The organism is Streptomyces sp. NPDC054794, assembly GCF_053611585.1.
Genome location: NZ_JBSHAQ010000005.1, coordinates 233,409 through 247,707, shown reverse-complemented (window position 1 = coordinate 247,707; position 14,299 = coordinate 233,409). Strand labels below are relative to the sequence as shown.

The following is a 14,299-nucleotide window of genomic DNA, read 5'->3' as shown; positions in this document are numbered from 1 at the left end:
ATCCGGCCCCGAACGGGCCGGACCGGTCGTCGGGTTCACGCGAAACCGTCACATGTCCAACACCAGACGCTCACTTCGCGCCCGGGACACACAGATCAGCATCGAGTCCGCGCGCTCCCCGTCCGTCAGCAGCTCGTCCCGGTGGTCCACCTCACCCGCCAGCACCCGCTGTTGGCAGGTCCCGCAGAACCCCTGCTCGCAGGAGTAGGGAGTGTCCGGCAGCGCCCCGCGGATCGTGGCCAGCGCGGTGCTGTCGGCCGACACGGTCAGCGTCCGCCCGCTGCGCCGGAGTTCCAGCTCGAAGGCGTGGTTGCCCTCGGTCGAGGCGCGCGGCGCGAACCGCTCCAGGTGCAGCGTGGCGCCGTGGGGCAGCCGCTCCTCCACCGCCTCCATCAGCCCCTGGGGCCCGCAGCAGTAGACCGCGGTGCCCTGCGCCGTGTCCGTGAACAGCGCGTCCAGGTCCGGCAGACCGTCCTCGTCCTGCGCGACGACGACGAGCTTGTCCCCGGCGAGCTTCTCGACCTCCTCCAGGAACGGCATCGAGGCCCGGGTCCGCCCGCCGTACAACAGCCGCCACCGCGCGTGCTCCGGCAGCGCCCGCAGCATCGGCAGGATCGGGGTGATCCCGATGCCGCCGGCCACGAAGACGTACGCGGGGGCCTCGACCAGCGGGAAGCGATTGCGCGGCCCGCGCACCTCCAGCGTCGTGCCCTCGGTGACCCCCTCGTGCACCTCGCGCGAACCGCCCCGGCCGTCCGGTACCAGCCGCGTCGCGACGGTGTACGACGAGGTGTCCTCCGGGTCCCCGCACAGCGAGTACTGCCGCACCAGCCCGGACGGCAGCACCACGTCGAGGTGCGCCCCGGGCTCCCAGCGCGGCAGCCCGTGACCCTCCAGACGCAGTCGTACGACCCCGTCGGCGACCGTCTCGTGCGCGGTGACCGTCAGCCTGAGCGCACGCGAGCGGGGCCGGCCGGAGATCGGCGGGTCCAGGGCGGGCATCGGCCACAGCGGCGAGGCCTCGATACGGCGGCGCAGGGCCCGCCTGGCGAGCAGGGCGGCGCCGGTGAGGACCACGACGGTGCGCAGCTTCGGCATCACGTCGCTCCCTTCTCGGCCTTCTCGGCGGCCAGCGCGGCGGGGGAGGTGGCGAGATAGGCGAGCGCCTGCTCGGTGCAGCCCTCCTGGGACGGGTGGTAGGCGCGGCTGAGATAGCGCGGGATGGACTTCAGCATGTCGCCGGTCGCGGGCAGGGTGCCGCGCCGGCCGCAGACGTAGAAGTCCTTGAAGGAGGCCTTGCCGTCGACCAGCGTGGGGTCGTTCTCCATGAAGAAGCGGGCCCCGCGCTGCCACAGGAACACCAGCGCGCTGAAGGCCGTCGCCCAGGTGCGCACCCGGCGCCGGTAGCTTCCGTCGACGTGCATGAACAGGTCGAAGGCGACCGAGCGGTGCTCGACCTCCTCGGCGCCGTGCCAGCGCATCAGGTCCAGCATGGTGGGATCGGCCCGGCGCCGGTCCAGTTCGTCGGCGTTCAGTATCCAGTCGCCGAGGAAGGCCGTGTAGTGCTCGATGGCCGCGATGAGCGCCACCCGCTCCATCAGCCACCACCGGCGGGCCCTGCCCGGCGATGGGGGTACCACCCACGAGTTCAGCAGTGGGGGAGTCCGGTCGCCGAGCAGCTTCTCGAAGAACCAGTCGATCTGCGCCGTGTACGGCGTCGGGTCCAGCCCGAGCTCCTTCAGATGCGGCAGCACCTCGTTGTGGGCCTGGGAGTGCATCGCCTCCTGGCCGATGAACCCGATGACGTCCTCGCGGAGCCGGTCGTCCCGGATCAGCGGCAGCACCTGCTTGTACACGTGCACGAACCACCGCTCACCGGCGGGCAGCAGGAGGTGCAGCACATTCATGGTGTGCGTGGCGAACGGGTCCCCGGGCACCCAGTGCATCGGGGTGCCCTCCCACGAGAAGGACACCTTCCGGGCCTTGAGCGGCGTGTTAGACATGGCGTCAATGTACTGACGGGTAAGTACGAGGGAAACCCTTCTGCGCGGACTTGTTGACGCGAGTGTCAGCAGGCCGTTCCGGCAGGCCGGTCAGTGGAGCCCGTGCAGCTCGGAGCCGTCGTCCAGGGTGCCGGTCAGCTCCGCCCGAGCCCCCTGCTTGGCCGGTGCGGCCAGCATCCGGCCCTCGGCGGACTCGGTGACCCCGCCGGTCGAGCGGATCGACTCGGTGCCGCGCCCGCCCGCCGCCAGCAGGTACCAGCTCCCGTCCTCGGACTTCCACAGCACCCCGGCCAGCACATGGGGATCGCGCGGACCGCAGGCCCTGCCGTCCGTGCCCTTGGCCGCGACCGCACCGTACCGCCCGCCCGGCGTGTGGAACTGGGCCAGGGCCACCGTCCCGTCGCCCCGCCAGGTCTCGGCGCGGGTGCAGACCCATTCACCCGTCCCGCTCCCGTCGGGCAGCGGCTGGTCGGCGTACTGCCAGGCGTTGACGCTCCTGATCCCCGCCGAGCGCTGCGCGGCCAGCGAGCAGGCGAACGGCGCCCACTCGCGCAGCCCCTCGGCCGTGGACGCGTCCCGGATCGAGCCCGGCCGCCCCGCGGTGAGCCGTGCGGGGACCAACTCTCCGAGGTCCCCGGCGAGATGCGTGCCGGCGGCGTCGGTCAGCTGGAGCACGTTCCACGACGAGCACGCCCCGGGCTGCAGGGCCGGGCTGGCCAGCGGAGCGGTGACACCGTCGGTCAGGTCGAGGTCCATCGCGCCCGCCGCCGGCTTCGTCAGGTCCCGCTCGGCCGCCTTCGTCACCCAGGGAGCGGTCAGATAGCGGACGTTGCCGTCGGAGCGGCCGAGGACCAGCGCGCTCGCCTCGGTGCCGGTCGCGCCGTCCACGCGGGCGAAGTCGAGGGCCGCGCCCTGCGTGCCGTCCTTCGGCTCGGCGTAGCGGGCGATGCGCAGACCGTCGTACAGGATCACCACACGGGCGTTGTCGACCTCGCCCGCGTACAGCAGCTGGGGCGGGCCGGCCGGGCCGCCGGTCTGGGTGCCGGGGGTCGCCGAGACCCGGACCCGCTCGCCGGGGCGGGCCCAGACGGCGAGGGCGCGGCGCAGCAGGGCGGTGTCGTCGGCGAGGGGCCCGCGCGCGGGCCAGACGGAGAAGTCGGCGCGCGCCGCGGTCTTCCAGGCGGCGGGGGTGACCCGGACCAGCCGGCCCGGGTCCAGGGCGGCCTCGGCGGCCGGGTTCTGGGCGTACGTGGGGGCGGCGGCGCCGTCCGGGCCCCAGCCGCCGCCCGGCAGCGCGACCAGCGCGCCGCACACCGCGAGGGCGGCGACCGCGGCGAGCGCGGCCTTGGTGTGCTGTCGGCGCCGCATCAGGTCGGTGGGCCGGGCCTGCAGCGAGCAGGGGTCGAACTCGGGGGAGGCGAGCAGCGCGTACTGCGCGGGAACGCCGTCCGCCTCCCGCAGTGCCGCGGTCGTGCTCACGACCCCGGCGGCCTTCAGCACCTGGCGTACGTCGCCGTCGGCGAGCCCCTCCAGGCCGCGCAGCACGTAGGCGACGCGGGCCGCGCCGGACAGACCCGCCAGCCGCTGGTCCAGGGCGAGTTCCTCGGCGCCGCCGGAGCGCGGGAACAGGCGCAGGCCCCACACCTGGGGGAGCAGCGGCGGCAGCTGGGACCGCCGGGGCCACACCCGGCGCCCGGACGACGGGCCCGCCTCCAGGGCCGTACGCACCACCTGGAGGCGGACGAAGGCGTAGCCGGGGTCGCCGTCCCGGCCGGTCGACTGGGCCGGGATCGCGGACGCCGCGGACGACCGGCCCCGGGGCAGTGCGCGCTGGGTGAGGGCGTGCGCGGTCAGGACGCGCCGGCTCCGGCCGAGGCCCGGCGGCAGCATCAGGTAGGCGAGCCGCACGAGTCGCGGGTAGTGCTCGACGAGAGCGGCCTCGGCCTGCTCGACGTCGACGACCCGGTCGGTGGAGGCGGACGAGGGGTGCGGGGCGACATCCTGTGACTGCACGTTCAGCTGAACGAGCGAATCGGTGGTTGGTCACCCGCCGCCCGTGTGATTCCCTCCCACGAGGGGTAACCTCACCGGCCGGCCGGCCGGTCTCAGGCCTCCGGTTCCACCAGCAGCCGGGCGTAGTTCGCCATGGACCGCTGGTAGCGCGGCAGGTGCGGGGCGAGGGCGCCGAGGACCAGGGACAGGCCCTCGCGGTCGCGGCCGAGGCTGGACAGGCACAGGGCGAGACAGGCGCGGACCGCGTCGTCCAACTCGTCGGAGGGGGCGTCCAGTTCGGGCGTGAGCAGTGCGACGCCCTCCTCGGCCCGGCCGGTGTTCCGCAGCGAGCTGGACAGCTGGATCCTGGCCCGGCGCCCCTTGTAGCCGCTCAGCCCGCGCGCGAGCGCCTCCCGGTACAGCGGCACCGCCCGGTCCGAGTGGCCGGTCGAGTCCCAGGCGCAGGCCTGCTCGAACGGGCCGAGCGGGCTGTCCCCGGGCAGTTCGGCCACCAGCTTGTCGATCACGGCGCGGAAGTCGGCCGCCTCGTCCTCGGCGTAGTCGTCGAAGGTCGCCCAGGCGGCGGTCACGCGGTCTTCCCAGTCCTTGGTCACCGGCCCACCCTCGCACACGTGTGCCCACCGGGGCAGCGAATTTGAGCGGGACGCCCACGGCGGCCGTATCGAAGGGCGGGGCCCGCAGTCCGGGCTCTCTGCGGCATGCTTACGCCCACCGGGACCGGAGGAACGACACATGAGGTTGACGCGACCGATGCTCGCCGTGACGGGCGTCGCGGCCGTACTGGCGCTGGCGGGCTGCGGCTCGGGGGGCGACGACGCGAAGGCGGTTCCGGCCACCGCCACGGGCAGCCTGGAGAGCCTGGCCGCCGAGGTGAAGTGCAAGCCGAACATCCAGACCGATGCCGACGAGCTCCGCCAGGCCATCTGCAAGAACTCCGACGGCAGGTTCATCCTCGCCACCTTCGCCACCGACCGCGGCCAGCGCGAGTGGATCAACGACGCGAAGGACTACGGCGGTTTCTACCTGGTCGGCCGCAAGTGGGTCGCCGTCGGCGACGACGGGGTCGTCAAGGCGCTGCGCGGCACCCTCGGCGGCGACGTGGAGATCGGCACGAACCACGCCGCGCACAGCGGTCACAGCGGCTGAACCCCGGTCGGCACGGACGAAGGAGCGGGCGGTGGGAGATTCCCACCGCCCGCTCCTTCGCCTCACCGGTTCACGCGCTCCGGCCTACCGGTGCACGTGCTCCGTACGATCCGCTCACGCGCACCGCTGGCCGCGGTTGATGCAGCTGGCGATCCGGTTCGCCAGGCCACCGGTCGTGACGCTGATGAAGTCGTCGTGGTCGGTGGCCGCCTTGTGGAGCTGCTCGGGGAAGCCGTCCACCGCGTAGGCGTTCTTCACCACACCGTTCTGGATGGTCGGCGGCGTGATGTTGTAGGTCAGACGCATCGTCAGCTGCGGGATCGCCTTGAAGCCGTTCTGGCAGTTGCCGCCCGCGTCGGCGAAGGCGACGTGCGTGCGGTGGTTGGCGCTGTCGATGTTCTGGCCGTCCCAGCAGCTCTGGAAGGCGAACGTGCGGACCACCTTGCTGCCCTGCGGACAGATCGGGTACTGCTGCGTCAGCTGGACCTTGTTCTCGAAGCCGGTGCAGCTCCAGTGCGCGTTGGCGTTCGCCAGACCGTTGGTCGTGGTCTTGGCGTCACCGGTGATGATGCGCAGGAACTGCGGCATCGCGACGACCTTGCTGGTCGGGCTGCCGACGTACTTGATCTGGGCCGAGACGGGGGTCAGGATCTTGCCGACGTTGCCTTCCTTGCCACCGCCGTCCTTGTTCTGGTCGAAGTCCTGCGTGCCGTCCTGGATACGGACGACCGGCCAGTAGTACGCCGACAGGTCGCTGCGGTTCTGGCAGCTGGTCCCGCCCTGCAGGAACGTGTTGTTGCTGGAGAACGCGTTGACCTTCTGGTTGCCGACGTAGTCGTGCAGGTGGTGCGCGCCGTTGGTCACGCCGGGCGCCACGATCACGTTGTCGGTGTTGAAGTTCTTGTTCGCGTTCACACCGCAGCGGGTGGTGAACGTACCGTTCGAGGCGTTGCCGCCCCGCTGCGGCTTCGCGGGAACGTTCGGCTGCACCTTCGTGATGTCCACGAAGTCGGCCGCGACCGGGCCGTTGCCGGCCTGCCCGCCGACGTTCTGCTGCTGCCCGCCGGCCTGCTGCTGGCCACCGTTCTGCTGCTGGCCACCGTTCTGCTGCTGACCGCCGGTCTGCGGCTGAGCGGTGTTGGTCTGGCCCGTGTTGGGCTGGCCGGTGTTGTTCTGACCGGTGTTGTTCTGGCCGGTCTGGCCGGCCGTGGTCTGGTTGACCGTGGTTCCGGTGCAGGAGGCCAGGGTCTCCAGGCCGGAGGGCGTGGTGCCGCCGGCCCGGGAGATCTCCAGTTTGATGCGGTCGAGGATCGCCGCGCGGCGGTCCTTCAGCGGCTGGAGGATGGAGTTCTGGACGAAACTCGCGTCCCTGGTCTGCGCGTCCCGGGTGGTGGCCAGACGCTGGTAGGCGTCCGTGATCTGGCTGTCGAGGTTGGCCAGTTCACCGTTGACCTCGGTCCGGGCCCGGTACGGCACGTTGGTCAGCTTCTGGCCGACGTCCGGGCAGGAGATCGTGGCCACCTGGGCACCGGCGGCCTTCGTCTGGTTCCACCCGTTGTTGTTCGACTCGTGAGCCGAGGCATAGAAGTTCGCCCAGATCAGCCCGCCCCCACCGAGCGCTAGGGCCGCCGATGCGGCAATGGCCTTGGTGGCCAGCGGCGTACGGCGTTTTCGTGTGTTGCGTCCCATGGAACTCCTCTGACTTCCTTGCGGGGCAGCATCGAGGCGCCCGACAGGAGTGAAGCGGCGTCCTTCCATACGCATGCCGCCCCAAGGGTGTTCAGCCGCCTCACGAATTCATCAGAGGATTGAGGCGCACGTGACCGTCAACAGCACGCTGAGCAGCGGAAGTTGTAAAAAATTCGTGGAAAATCAGCGCTCCCCGTCCAGGTAGGCCAGCACCGCCAGTACGCGCCGATTGTCGTCGTCCGACACCTCCAGTCCCAGTTTGGCGAAGATGTTGGAGGTGTGTTTGGCGATCGCCCGTTCCGTGACGACCAGTTGCCCGGCGATCGCCGCGTTCGACCGGCCCTGCGCCATCAGTTCCATGACCTCCAGCTCCCGAGGGGTCAGTTGGGCCAGCGGCCGGTCGCCGGCGGCCTGCCGGGACAGCAGCTGCTGGATCACCTGTGGGTCCATCGCCGTACCGCCGGCCGCCACCCGCCTTACCGCGTCCACGAACTGCTCCGCGTCGAACACCCGGTCCTTGAGCAGATAGCCCACTCCGCCGCTGCCGTCGGCGAGCAGTTCGCGCGCGTACAACTGCTCCACGTGCTGGGAGAGCACCAGCACCGGCAGCCCGGGTCTGTCCTGCCGGGCCCGCAGCGCGCACTGCAGGCCCTCGTCGGTGTGCGTGGGCGGCAGCCGGACGTCGACCACGGCGACGTCCGGTTCCAGCTCGGCCAGGGCGCGGGCGAGTTCGGGGCCGGACTCGACGGCCGCGGCGATCTCGAAGTCGTAGGCTTCGAGCATCCGGACCAGTCCGTCGCGCAGCAGGAACAGATCTTCGGCTAGGACAACGCGCACGGAATCTCCATGGTGACCATGGTGGGACCGCCCGCGGGGCTGCTGACGGCCAGGACGCCGTCGAATGTACCCAGCCGCCGTTCGACGCCGGCCAGTCCGGAGCCCGTGCCGATCGCGGCGCCGCCCCGGCCGTTGTCGGTGACCGTGATCCGCAGCATGTCGTCGGCGTGGTGCAGGTCCACCCAGATCCGGTCGGCACCGGAGTGCTTGACGGCGTTGGTGAGGACCTCGCTGACCGCGAAGTAGCCGGCCGACTCGACGGGCGCCTCCGCGCGGCCGGTCAGCTCCACGTCCACGTCGACCGGCAGCGGCAGCCGCAGCGCCAGCGCCCGTACGGCGTCCCCGAGTCCGCGTTCGGCCAGCACCGGCGGGTGGATGCCGCGGACCAGATCGCGCAGTTCCTCCAGGGCCTCGACGGAGTTCCGGCGGGCCTGGGTGATGAGCCTCTTCGCCTGCTCCGGGTCCTTGTCCAGCAGCAGTTCGATCGTGCCGAGGTCCATGCCCATCGCGACCAGCCGGGCCTGCGCCCCGTCGTGCAGATCCCGCTCGATACGGCGCAGTTCGGCGGCCGAGGTGTCCACGGCGTCGCGCCGGGTCTCGGTCAACACCCGCACACGCTCGGCGAGTTCGCCCTGATCTGCGCCGAGGACGGCCCGGGTGAGCCGGAAGTGGACGAGGAGCAGGCGCGGGGCGAGACGGTAGGCGGCGACCAGGAGGACCGCGGCCGTGGCGGCCGCGCCGAGTGCGGACGGCTGGTCGGTGACCGGCACGAAGCCGTACCAGTAGGTCTGGCCGTCGGCGAGCACCCGCCACAGCCCGGCCGCCACCGCGAACCCCTCGAAGGGGTAGAGGAGCAGGACGGCGGGAAGCAGCGCCGTGAGGTAGCCCGCCGTCATGTCCACCAGCAGCCACCGCAGGTCCCGCCGGACCTGCGGGTCGCGGAGCATCCCGAAGCAGCGCGCCCAGGGGTTGGCGTTCGGAGGTATCGGCCGGTACGCCGACGGGATCCGCACCCCGCACCACTCGGCCGCGAGCCGCCGCCGTACGTCCGCGAAGTCCCGCACCCCGCCCAGGACATAGGGGGTCGTGACGATGCCGATGCCGATCGGGATCGTCGCGATGGAGACGACGGCCAGCGTGAAGACGAGCACGGCGACGGGCAGCATCGCCAGGGCCAGCACGAGTCCCCGTACGGCGGCCAGCACCACTTCCCGGGTGCGCCCGCCGGCGCCGCCGCTCTTCGTGTCGGTGTTCATGACATCAGTCTCGCCGACCCCCGGGCCCCGGTCACGGGGCCGAACCCCCATGTCAGGGGGTGGTGCCAACTACACCCCCGACTCCGCCAGCAGCTTCGCCTCCACCTGTGGGTCCAGGCCCTTGACCGTCCGGTCCGGGCGCCGCGGTGCCGTACCGCCGATCTCCGTCAGCCACCGCCAGGTGTCGGCGACGGTCTCGCCCACCGGTCGGCACACCAGTCCCGTGGCCAGCGCCCGGGAGACGTCGGCGCCGTGCAGTTGGCCGTACCACTCGCTGTCCGCCGGTACCCACACGGGCAGTTGCGTCCACGGCTCGACGCCCGCGCCGAGGATCACCTCCGGATCGGTCCAGCGCATCTCGGCTCCCGAACCCGTGACCTCGACGCACGCGTCGAGGAACTCGCCCATCGTGGTGTGCCCCGGCGGACTCACCAGGTTGTACGGCCCGCTCACCTCCCGCTCCACCGCCCCGAGGGTCCACTCGGCGAGGTCGCGCACGTCGATGTACTGCAGGCGCAGGTCCCGTGGGCCGGGCGCCAGTACGGGGCCGCCGCGGGCGATCCGGGTCAGCCACCAGGGCAGCCGGCCGACGTTCTCGTACGGGCCGAGGATCAGCCCGGCCCGCACCAGTACCGAGCGGTCCGCCCCGAAGGCCTCGACGGCGGCCAGCTCGCCGCCCCGCTTGTCCTGCTTGTACTCGGTCTGCTCCGCGTCGGCCGAGGCGTCCTCGACCACGGGTGCCTCCTCGTCGCCGCCGACGGGCTGCGGCGAGACGTACACCGACCGGCTCGACACGTACACGTACCGCCCGGCCCGCTCCCGCAGCAGCCGTGCCGCCTCGTGCACGGCACGGGGAGCGGCCGACCAGGTGTCGACGACGGCGTCCCACTCCTCGGCCCCGGCCAGCGCCGCGAGTCCGTCGGGCGCGGTGCGGTCGCCGTGCAACGACCGCACTCCGGCCGGGGGTTCGTGCCGTCCCCGGTGGAAGACGGTCACCTCCCAGCCGCGCGCCAGCGCCGACTCGACCACGGCCCGCCCCACGAACTCCGTACCGCCCAGCATCAGAAGTCTCATGCCGGTGATCGTGCCCGGTGCGCCCGTGGGGGCGGAACCGAATCTGCCGAGGGCAGACCGATCAGCGGCCGGTAGGCGGCGTGTACTTGTAGCCGACGCGGCGGACCGTCTGGATCGTCCGGCGGTGCTCGGCGCCCAGCTTGCGGCGCAGCCGGGCGATGTGGACGTCGACGGTGCGGCCGTCGCCCACGTGGCCGTACCCCCACACCGTGGTGACCAGCTGGTCGCGGGTGTGCACCCGGTGGGGGTGTGCCACCAGGTGCGCGAGCAGCTCGAACTCCAGGTAGGTGAGGTCGAGTTCACGCTCGTCGACCCGGGCGGTGCGGCGCGCGGTGTCGATGCGCACGAGCGGGTTGCCCGCACCCGTACCGGCGCTCGCCCCCGCGCGCGCACCGGCCTCGGCCTCGGCTTCGGTGCCCGGGGCGGGCGCCGGGCCGTCCGCCTGCTGCTGGTCCGCGACCGCGACGGCGACCGGTGGGAACGGCGGGAACGGCGGCTGCTGGTCCGCCGGCACCAGCACCAGGTAGCCGATCATCGGCGGTCGGCCGGGCAGGGTCGGCAGGGCGTGCGGGGGCGCGGGCAGCCAGGTGGCACCCGGCGGCAGGAAGTCCGGGAGTTCCACGACCTCGTCACGGTCGACGGCACGCAGCCGGTGCCGTGCGCCGCTCGCGGCGGTCGCGGAGACGGAGACGGGAGCCGGGGCGGAGACGGACGCGGCGGGGAAGGAACGAGTGGTCGCCATGAGAGGTCAGCTCTTTCGCGCGAGGAGTTCGTCGGGGAGGACGGCGGCCGCGATTCGTGGTCGGGCGCGCCGAAGGACGTACGTCGTTTCGCGCTGGCCGAAGGCCGGGGTGTACGGCTTTAGAGGGCCCGCGCGTTCATCGCGCGGCAACACACCCGGTCGTAGTCGTGGTGCTGACGGGAGGGCCAGAAGGGCTCCAGGTCATGGCGACCCGTCGCGGTGCACTTCCGGTGGCTGGCCATGCGCCCATTGAAGCAGACGCGGGCCCGCCGCAGGAGCCTCCTCTCACTGCTCGGACACTTCCCCGGCGGGCAGTCGGCGTTGCCTCTCTCACCTCACCAGATGTTTGTGCCAGGTCAGGGAGGTGACATCGATCGCCTTGCCCGGATCGCCGTCCCACATCGTGGACAGCCCGGCGGGGGTGAGAGCGGTGACGACCTCGTGTCCGACCGCCGTGGTGGTCTCGGCCGAGCCGTCGAACCCGCCGTAGTACAGGCCCAGTCCGCCTCCCTCGGCGGCGCATCGCGCTCGTCCCCGCCGATCTCGATGCCCCCACCATGGCACGCGCCACTGACAACGCGAGGGGGCGCCCACCTCGACGGTGGACGCCCCCTCGCTCGGCCGTGGCGCGGATCAGACCTGGCCGGCCTTCTCCAGCGCGGAGCAGCAGGTGTCGACGAGCAGGCGGGTGACCACGTAGGGGTCGACGTTGGCGTTGGGACGGCGGTCCTCGATGTAGCCCTTGCCGTCCTTCTCGACCTGCCACGGGATACGGACCGAGGCGCCGCGGTCGGAGACGCCGTAGGAGTACTCGTTCCACGGGGCGGTCTCGTGCAGACCGGTCAGCCGGTCGTCGATGCCGGCGCCGTAGTTCTTGACGTGGTCGAGCGGCTTGGAGCCCTCGCCGAGCGACTCGCAGGCGGTGATGATCGCGTCGTAACCCTCGCGCATCGCCTTGGTGGAGAAGTTGGTGTGCGCGCCCGCGCCGTTCCAGTCGCCCTTCACCGGCTTGGGGTCGAGGGTGGCGGAGACGCCGAAGTCCTCGGCGGTGCGGTAGAGCAGCCAGCGGGCCACCCACAGCTGGTCGGCGACCACCAGCGGGGACAGCGGGCCGACCTGGAACTCCCACTGGCCGGGCATGACCTCGGCGTTGATGCCGGAGATGCCCAGACCCGCCTTCAGACAGTTGTCCAGGTGGGCCTCGACGATGTCACGGCCGAAGATCTCGTCGGCGCCGACACCGCAGTAGTAGCCGCCCTGGGGGGCCGGGAAGCCGCCCTCGGGGAAGCCCAGCGGGCGGGCGCCGTCGAAGAAGGTGTACTCCTGCTCGATGCCGAAGATCGGCTCCTGCGCGGCGAAGCGCTCGGCCACCTCGGCCAGCGCGGCACGCGTGTTGGAGGAGTGCGGGGTCATGTCGATGTCGAGGACCTCGCACAGGACGAGGATGTCGTCGCCGCCGCGGATCGGGTCCGGGCAGGAGAAGACCGGCTTGAGCACACGGTCCGAGGCGTGACCCTCGGCCTGGTTGGTGGAGGACCCGTCGAAGCCCCAGATCGGCAGTTCGGCACCCTTGGCGTCGTCGGCGAGGATCTTCGTCTTGGAACGAAGCTTGGCCGTCGGCTCGGTGCCGTCGATCCAGATGTACTCAGCCTTGAAGCTCACGGGGCCACATCCTTAGGGGTGGGTCAGGCGCACTTGCGGGTGCTGCGGCGCTGCGGCTTGGGGCGCCGCGGTAATGCCGGGCAGCCTGTCAACAGGCGATTTCCCGATCATTGCCCATGTGTGAACCCTGTGTTACCTGGTGGTTCGCCGAGTGCCCCGGCCGGGGCGGCGACCGTCACCCCCGTACGGTCGCCGACCTCACGGCCCGGTCGGCAGCGCTCCCCGGCGGGGCACCGCGCACGGTGTGCCGGTGCCCCGTCCAGTGCCGGGTGCGCCGCCTGTTCCTCCTGTATCCGGTCGCGTGCCGCGCCGGGTACAAGGCGGCGTACCTGATTCCCCCTTGTCGGTGCCGGACATGTCGGTCCCGCTGCTCCTCGCCGCTCCTGGCCGGGAACAGCGGGACCCTCGACACGGCCGGCGTGGTGGCCCAAACCGGCGGTCGGGCCGTCGCCTCACCGAGGCGCCGGGAGCCCGCGCCTCACCCCACCTTCTCGATGACCGCGCGCCGGATCAGGAATTTCCCGGGCTCCCGGACCTGCTCGAAAGCGGCGTTGTTGAGCAGCACACAGCTGCCGGAGACCGAGGTGACCTTCACCGTCGTGGACTTGTTGTTGTCCAGGTTGGTGACCTTCAGCGTCGTCCCCGCGGGGAACTGGCTGCTGGAGGCCGCCGGGGCGCCGCCCTCGCCGGAGAGCGTGACGGTGGAGCCCTTGCAGACCTGCTGGCCGGCGGCGGCGCCCGCGTTCCCGGCATTGCCCGCGTTCCCGGCGTTGCCTGCGTTCCCGTTGGCACCGGCGGCGGGCTGCGAGGGCTGGCCGGCCTGCTGGTTCCCCTGGCCGTTCTGCTGGTTGCCCTGGCCGTTGGCCTGCCCGTTCTGCGCGCCCTGGGAGCCCTGAGCCGACTCCCCAACCGCGCAACCGGACGCCTTCTGCTGGACCTTGATCTGCGCGATGACCGCCTCGCGGTTGGCGATGCGGGCCGCCGACTGGGCGTCCGGATTGGCCTTCTGTCCGTCGATGAACTTCTGGTTGTTGCCGAGGGCCGTGGCCAGCCCCTGGCAGACCGAGGAGTCCGCGGCGGACAGGGTCCGGGCCTTCTGTGGCGGTGCCGCGTTCGACGTGGTCGCCAGGGCGAAGGCCCCGCCGCCCGCCACCGCCGCGGCGCTGACCAGCAGCGCGACCTTCTTCTTCGTGCTGACAGTTCTCCTACGCGACATGCGCGCCTCCTGAAGAGGTAGGGGAGCGTACGTCGTTATGTACGAGGTGCCGAACAACGTTACTCAGTGGTTTTCGAAGCCTCTGAAGTAACGTGCGTCACACCGGAGTTGAGAAGAGCTCAGCTTTTGTTCCGGGACAGGGCGTCCTGCACGGCCTCCTCCGTGCGGGCCACCAGTGCCGTGCCGTCGTCCGCCGTGATGATCGGGCGCTGGATGAGCTTGGGGTGCTCGGCGAGGGCCTTGATCCAGCGCTCGCGCGAGGCGTCGTCGCGCGGCCAGTCCTTGAGCGCCAGGTCCTTGGCCGCCGCCTCCTGGGTGCGGGTGATGTCCCACGGTTCGAGACCGAGGCGCGCCAGTACGTCCCTGATCTCGTCCTCGCTCGGTACGTCCTCCAGGTAGCGGCGGACGGTGTAGTCGGCTCCCTCGGCGTCGAGCAGGCTGATCGCGCTGCGGCACTTGGAGCAGGCCGGATTGATCCAGATTTCCATGCCGCCCACGGTAGCTCGTGGTACCCGAAAACCCGTGCTCCACCTGCGTCTCAGCCGCCCCGAAAGCCCTTGTGGCCAGGGGGTTTTGTCAGTGGTGGGCAGTAGAATAGAAGCAGTGTTCGAGGGTGTTGCCGGGGGCGCCGAAGTCTCCGGCGGGCGACGCCCTGACCGCG

General features: G+C 71.6%; 14 protein-coding genes. 1 reads left to right on the top strand and 13 read right to left on the bottom strand.

From position 1 onward, the window contains the following. Window positions 1-48: 48 nt before the first annotated feature. From ACWGKT_RS07545 to ACWGKT_RS07530, 4 genes are all read right to left on the bottom strand, one after another. Window positions 49-1,098 carry a PDR/VanB family oxidoreductase gene (locus tag ACWGKT_RS07545; protein ID WP_453272862.1) on the bottom strand — a complete coding sequence of 350 codons (1,050 nt, stop codon included), beginning with the start codon at window positions 1,096-1,098 and terminating at the stop codon, window positions 49-51. After that, a complete protein-coding gene (locus tag ACWGKT_RS07540; protein WP_453272861.1) occupies window positions 1,098-2,003 on the bottom strand; it encodes a metal-dependent hydrolase in 906 nt (301 codons plus the stop codon). The genes ACWGKT_RS07545 and ACWGKT_RS07540 overlap by 1 nt, the downstream gene beginning before the upstream one ends. 90 nt (window positions 2,004-2,093) lie before the next feature. Continuing rightward, complete coding sequence (locus ACWGKT_RS07535) at window positions 2,094-4,016, bottom strand: hypothetical protein (RefSeq protein WP_453272860.1); 1,923 nt, start codon at window positions 4,014-4,016, stop codon at window positions 2,094-2,096. Between the two features lie 92 nt (window positions 4,017-4,108). Then, entirely contained in the window at window positions 4,109-4,627 is a 519-nt protein-coding gene (locus ACWGKT_RS07530) for a tetratricopeptide repeat protein (RefSeq protein WP_453272859.1), read from the bottom strand. 121 nt (window positions 4,628-4,748) lie between these two features. Here ACWGKT_RS07530 and ACWGKT_RS07525 point away from each other — a divergent pair, with 121 nt between their 5' ends. Further along, window positions 4,749-5,162, top strand: coding sequence for a hypothetical protein (locus ACWGKT_RS07525; protein WP_235456373.1), 414 nt, complete (start codon window positions 4,749-4,751; stop codon window positions 5,160-5,162). Window positions 5,163-5,276: 114 nt separating this feature from the next. Here the strand turns inward: ACWGKT_RS07525 and ACWGKT_RS07520 are convergent, their stop codons facing one another. The 9 genes from ACWGKT_RS07520 to ACWGKT_RS07480 form a co-directional block, all read right to left on the bottom strand. Next, window positions 5,277-6,851 (bottom strand): DUF1996 domain-containing protein, encoded by a 1,575-nt coding sequence (locus ACWGKT_RS07520; RefSeq protein WP_453272858.1) that lies wholly within the window; start codon window positions 6,849-6,851, stop codon window positions 5,277-5,279. A gap of 183 nt (window positions 6,852-7,034) precedes the next feature. Next, window positions 7,035-7,688, bottom strand: coding sequence for a response regulator transcription factor (locus tag ACWGKT_RS07515; RefSeq protein WP_453272857.1), 654 nt, complete (start codon window positions 7,686-7,688; stop codon window positions 7,035-7,037). Beyond that, window positions 7,673-8,944 carry a sensor histidine kinase gene (locus tag ACWGKT_RS07510; protein ID WP_453272856.1) on the bottom strand — a complete coding sequence of 424 codons (1,272 nt, stop codon included), beginning with the start codon at window positions 8,942-8,944 and terminating at the stop codon, window positions 7,673-7,675. The genes ACWGKT_RS07515 and ACWGKT_RS07510 overlap by 16 nt, the downstream gene beginning before the upstream one ends. 69 nt (window positions 8,945-9,013) lie before the next feature. Further along, window positions 9,014-10,018: an SDR family oxidoreductase gene (locus tag ACWGKT_RS07505; protein ID WP_453272855.1), complete on the bottom strand. Its 1,005-nt coding sequence runs from the start codon at window positions 10,016-10,018 to the stop codon at window positions 9,014-9,016. A gap of 61 nt (window positions 10,019-10,079) precedes the next feature. After that, on the bottom strand, window positions 10,080-10,760 hold the full coding sequence (locus tag ACWGKT_RS07500) for a winged helix-turn-helix domain-containing protein (protein WP_453272854.1): 681 nt from the start codon (window positions 10,758-10,760) through the stop codon (window positions 10,080-10,082). Window positions 10,761-11,090: 330 nt separating this feature from the next. After that, on the bottom strand, window positions 11,091-11,324 hold the full coding sequence (locus ACWGKT_RS07495; RefSeq protein WP_453272853.1) for a DUF6891 domain-containing protein: 234 nt from the start codon (window positions 11,322-11,324) through the stop codon (window positions 11,091-11,093). A gap of 69 nt (window positions 11,325-11,393) precedes the next feature. Then, window positions 11,394-12,422 carry a glutamine synthetase gene (glnII, locus tag ACWGKT_RS07490; protein ID WP_356141793.1) on the bottom strand — a complete coding sequence of 343 codons (1,029 nt, stop codon included), beginning with the start codon at window positions 12,420-12,422 and terminating at the stop codon, window positions 11,394-11,396. Between the two features lie 478 nt (window positions 12,423-12,900). Beyond that, complete coding sequence (locus ACWGKT_RS07485; RefSeq protein WP_453272852.1) at window positions 12,901-13,638, bottom strand: hypothetical protein; 738 nt, start codon at window positions 13,636-13,638, stop codon at window positions 12,901-12,903. Window positions 13,639-13,757: 119 nt separating this feature from the next. After that, complete coding sequence (locus tag ACWGKT_RS07480; protein WP_453272851.1) at window positions 13,758-14,126, bottom strand: arsenate reductase family protein; 369 nt, start codon at window positions 14,124-14,126, stop codon at window positions 13,758-13,760. Window positions 14,127-14,299: the final 173 nt, after the last annotated feature.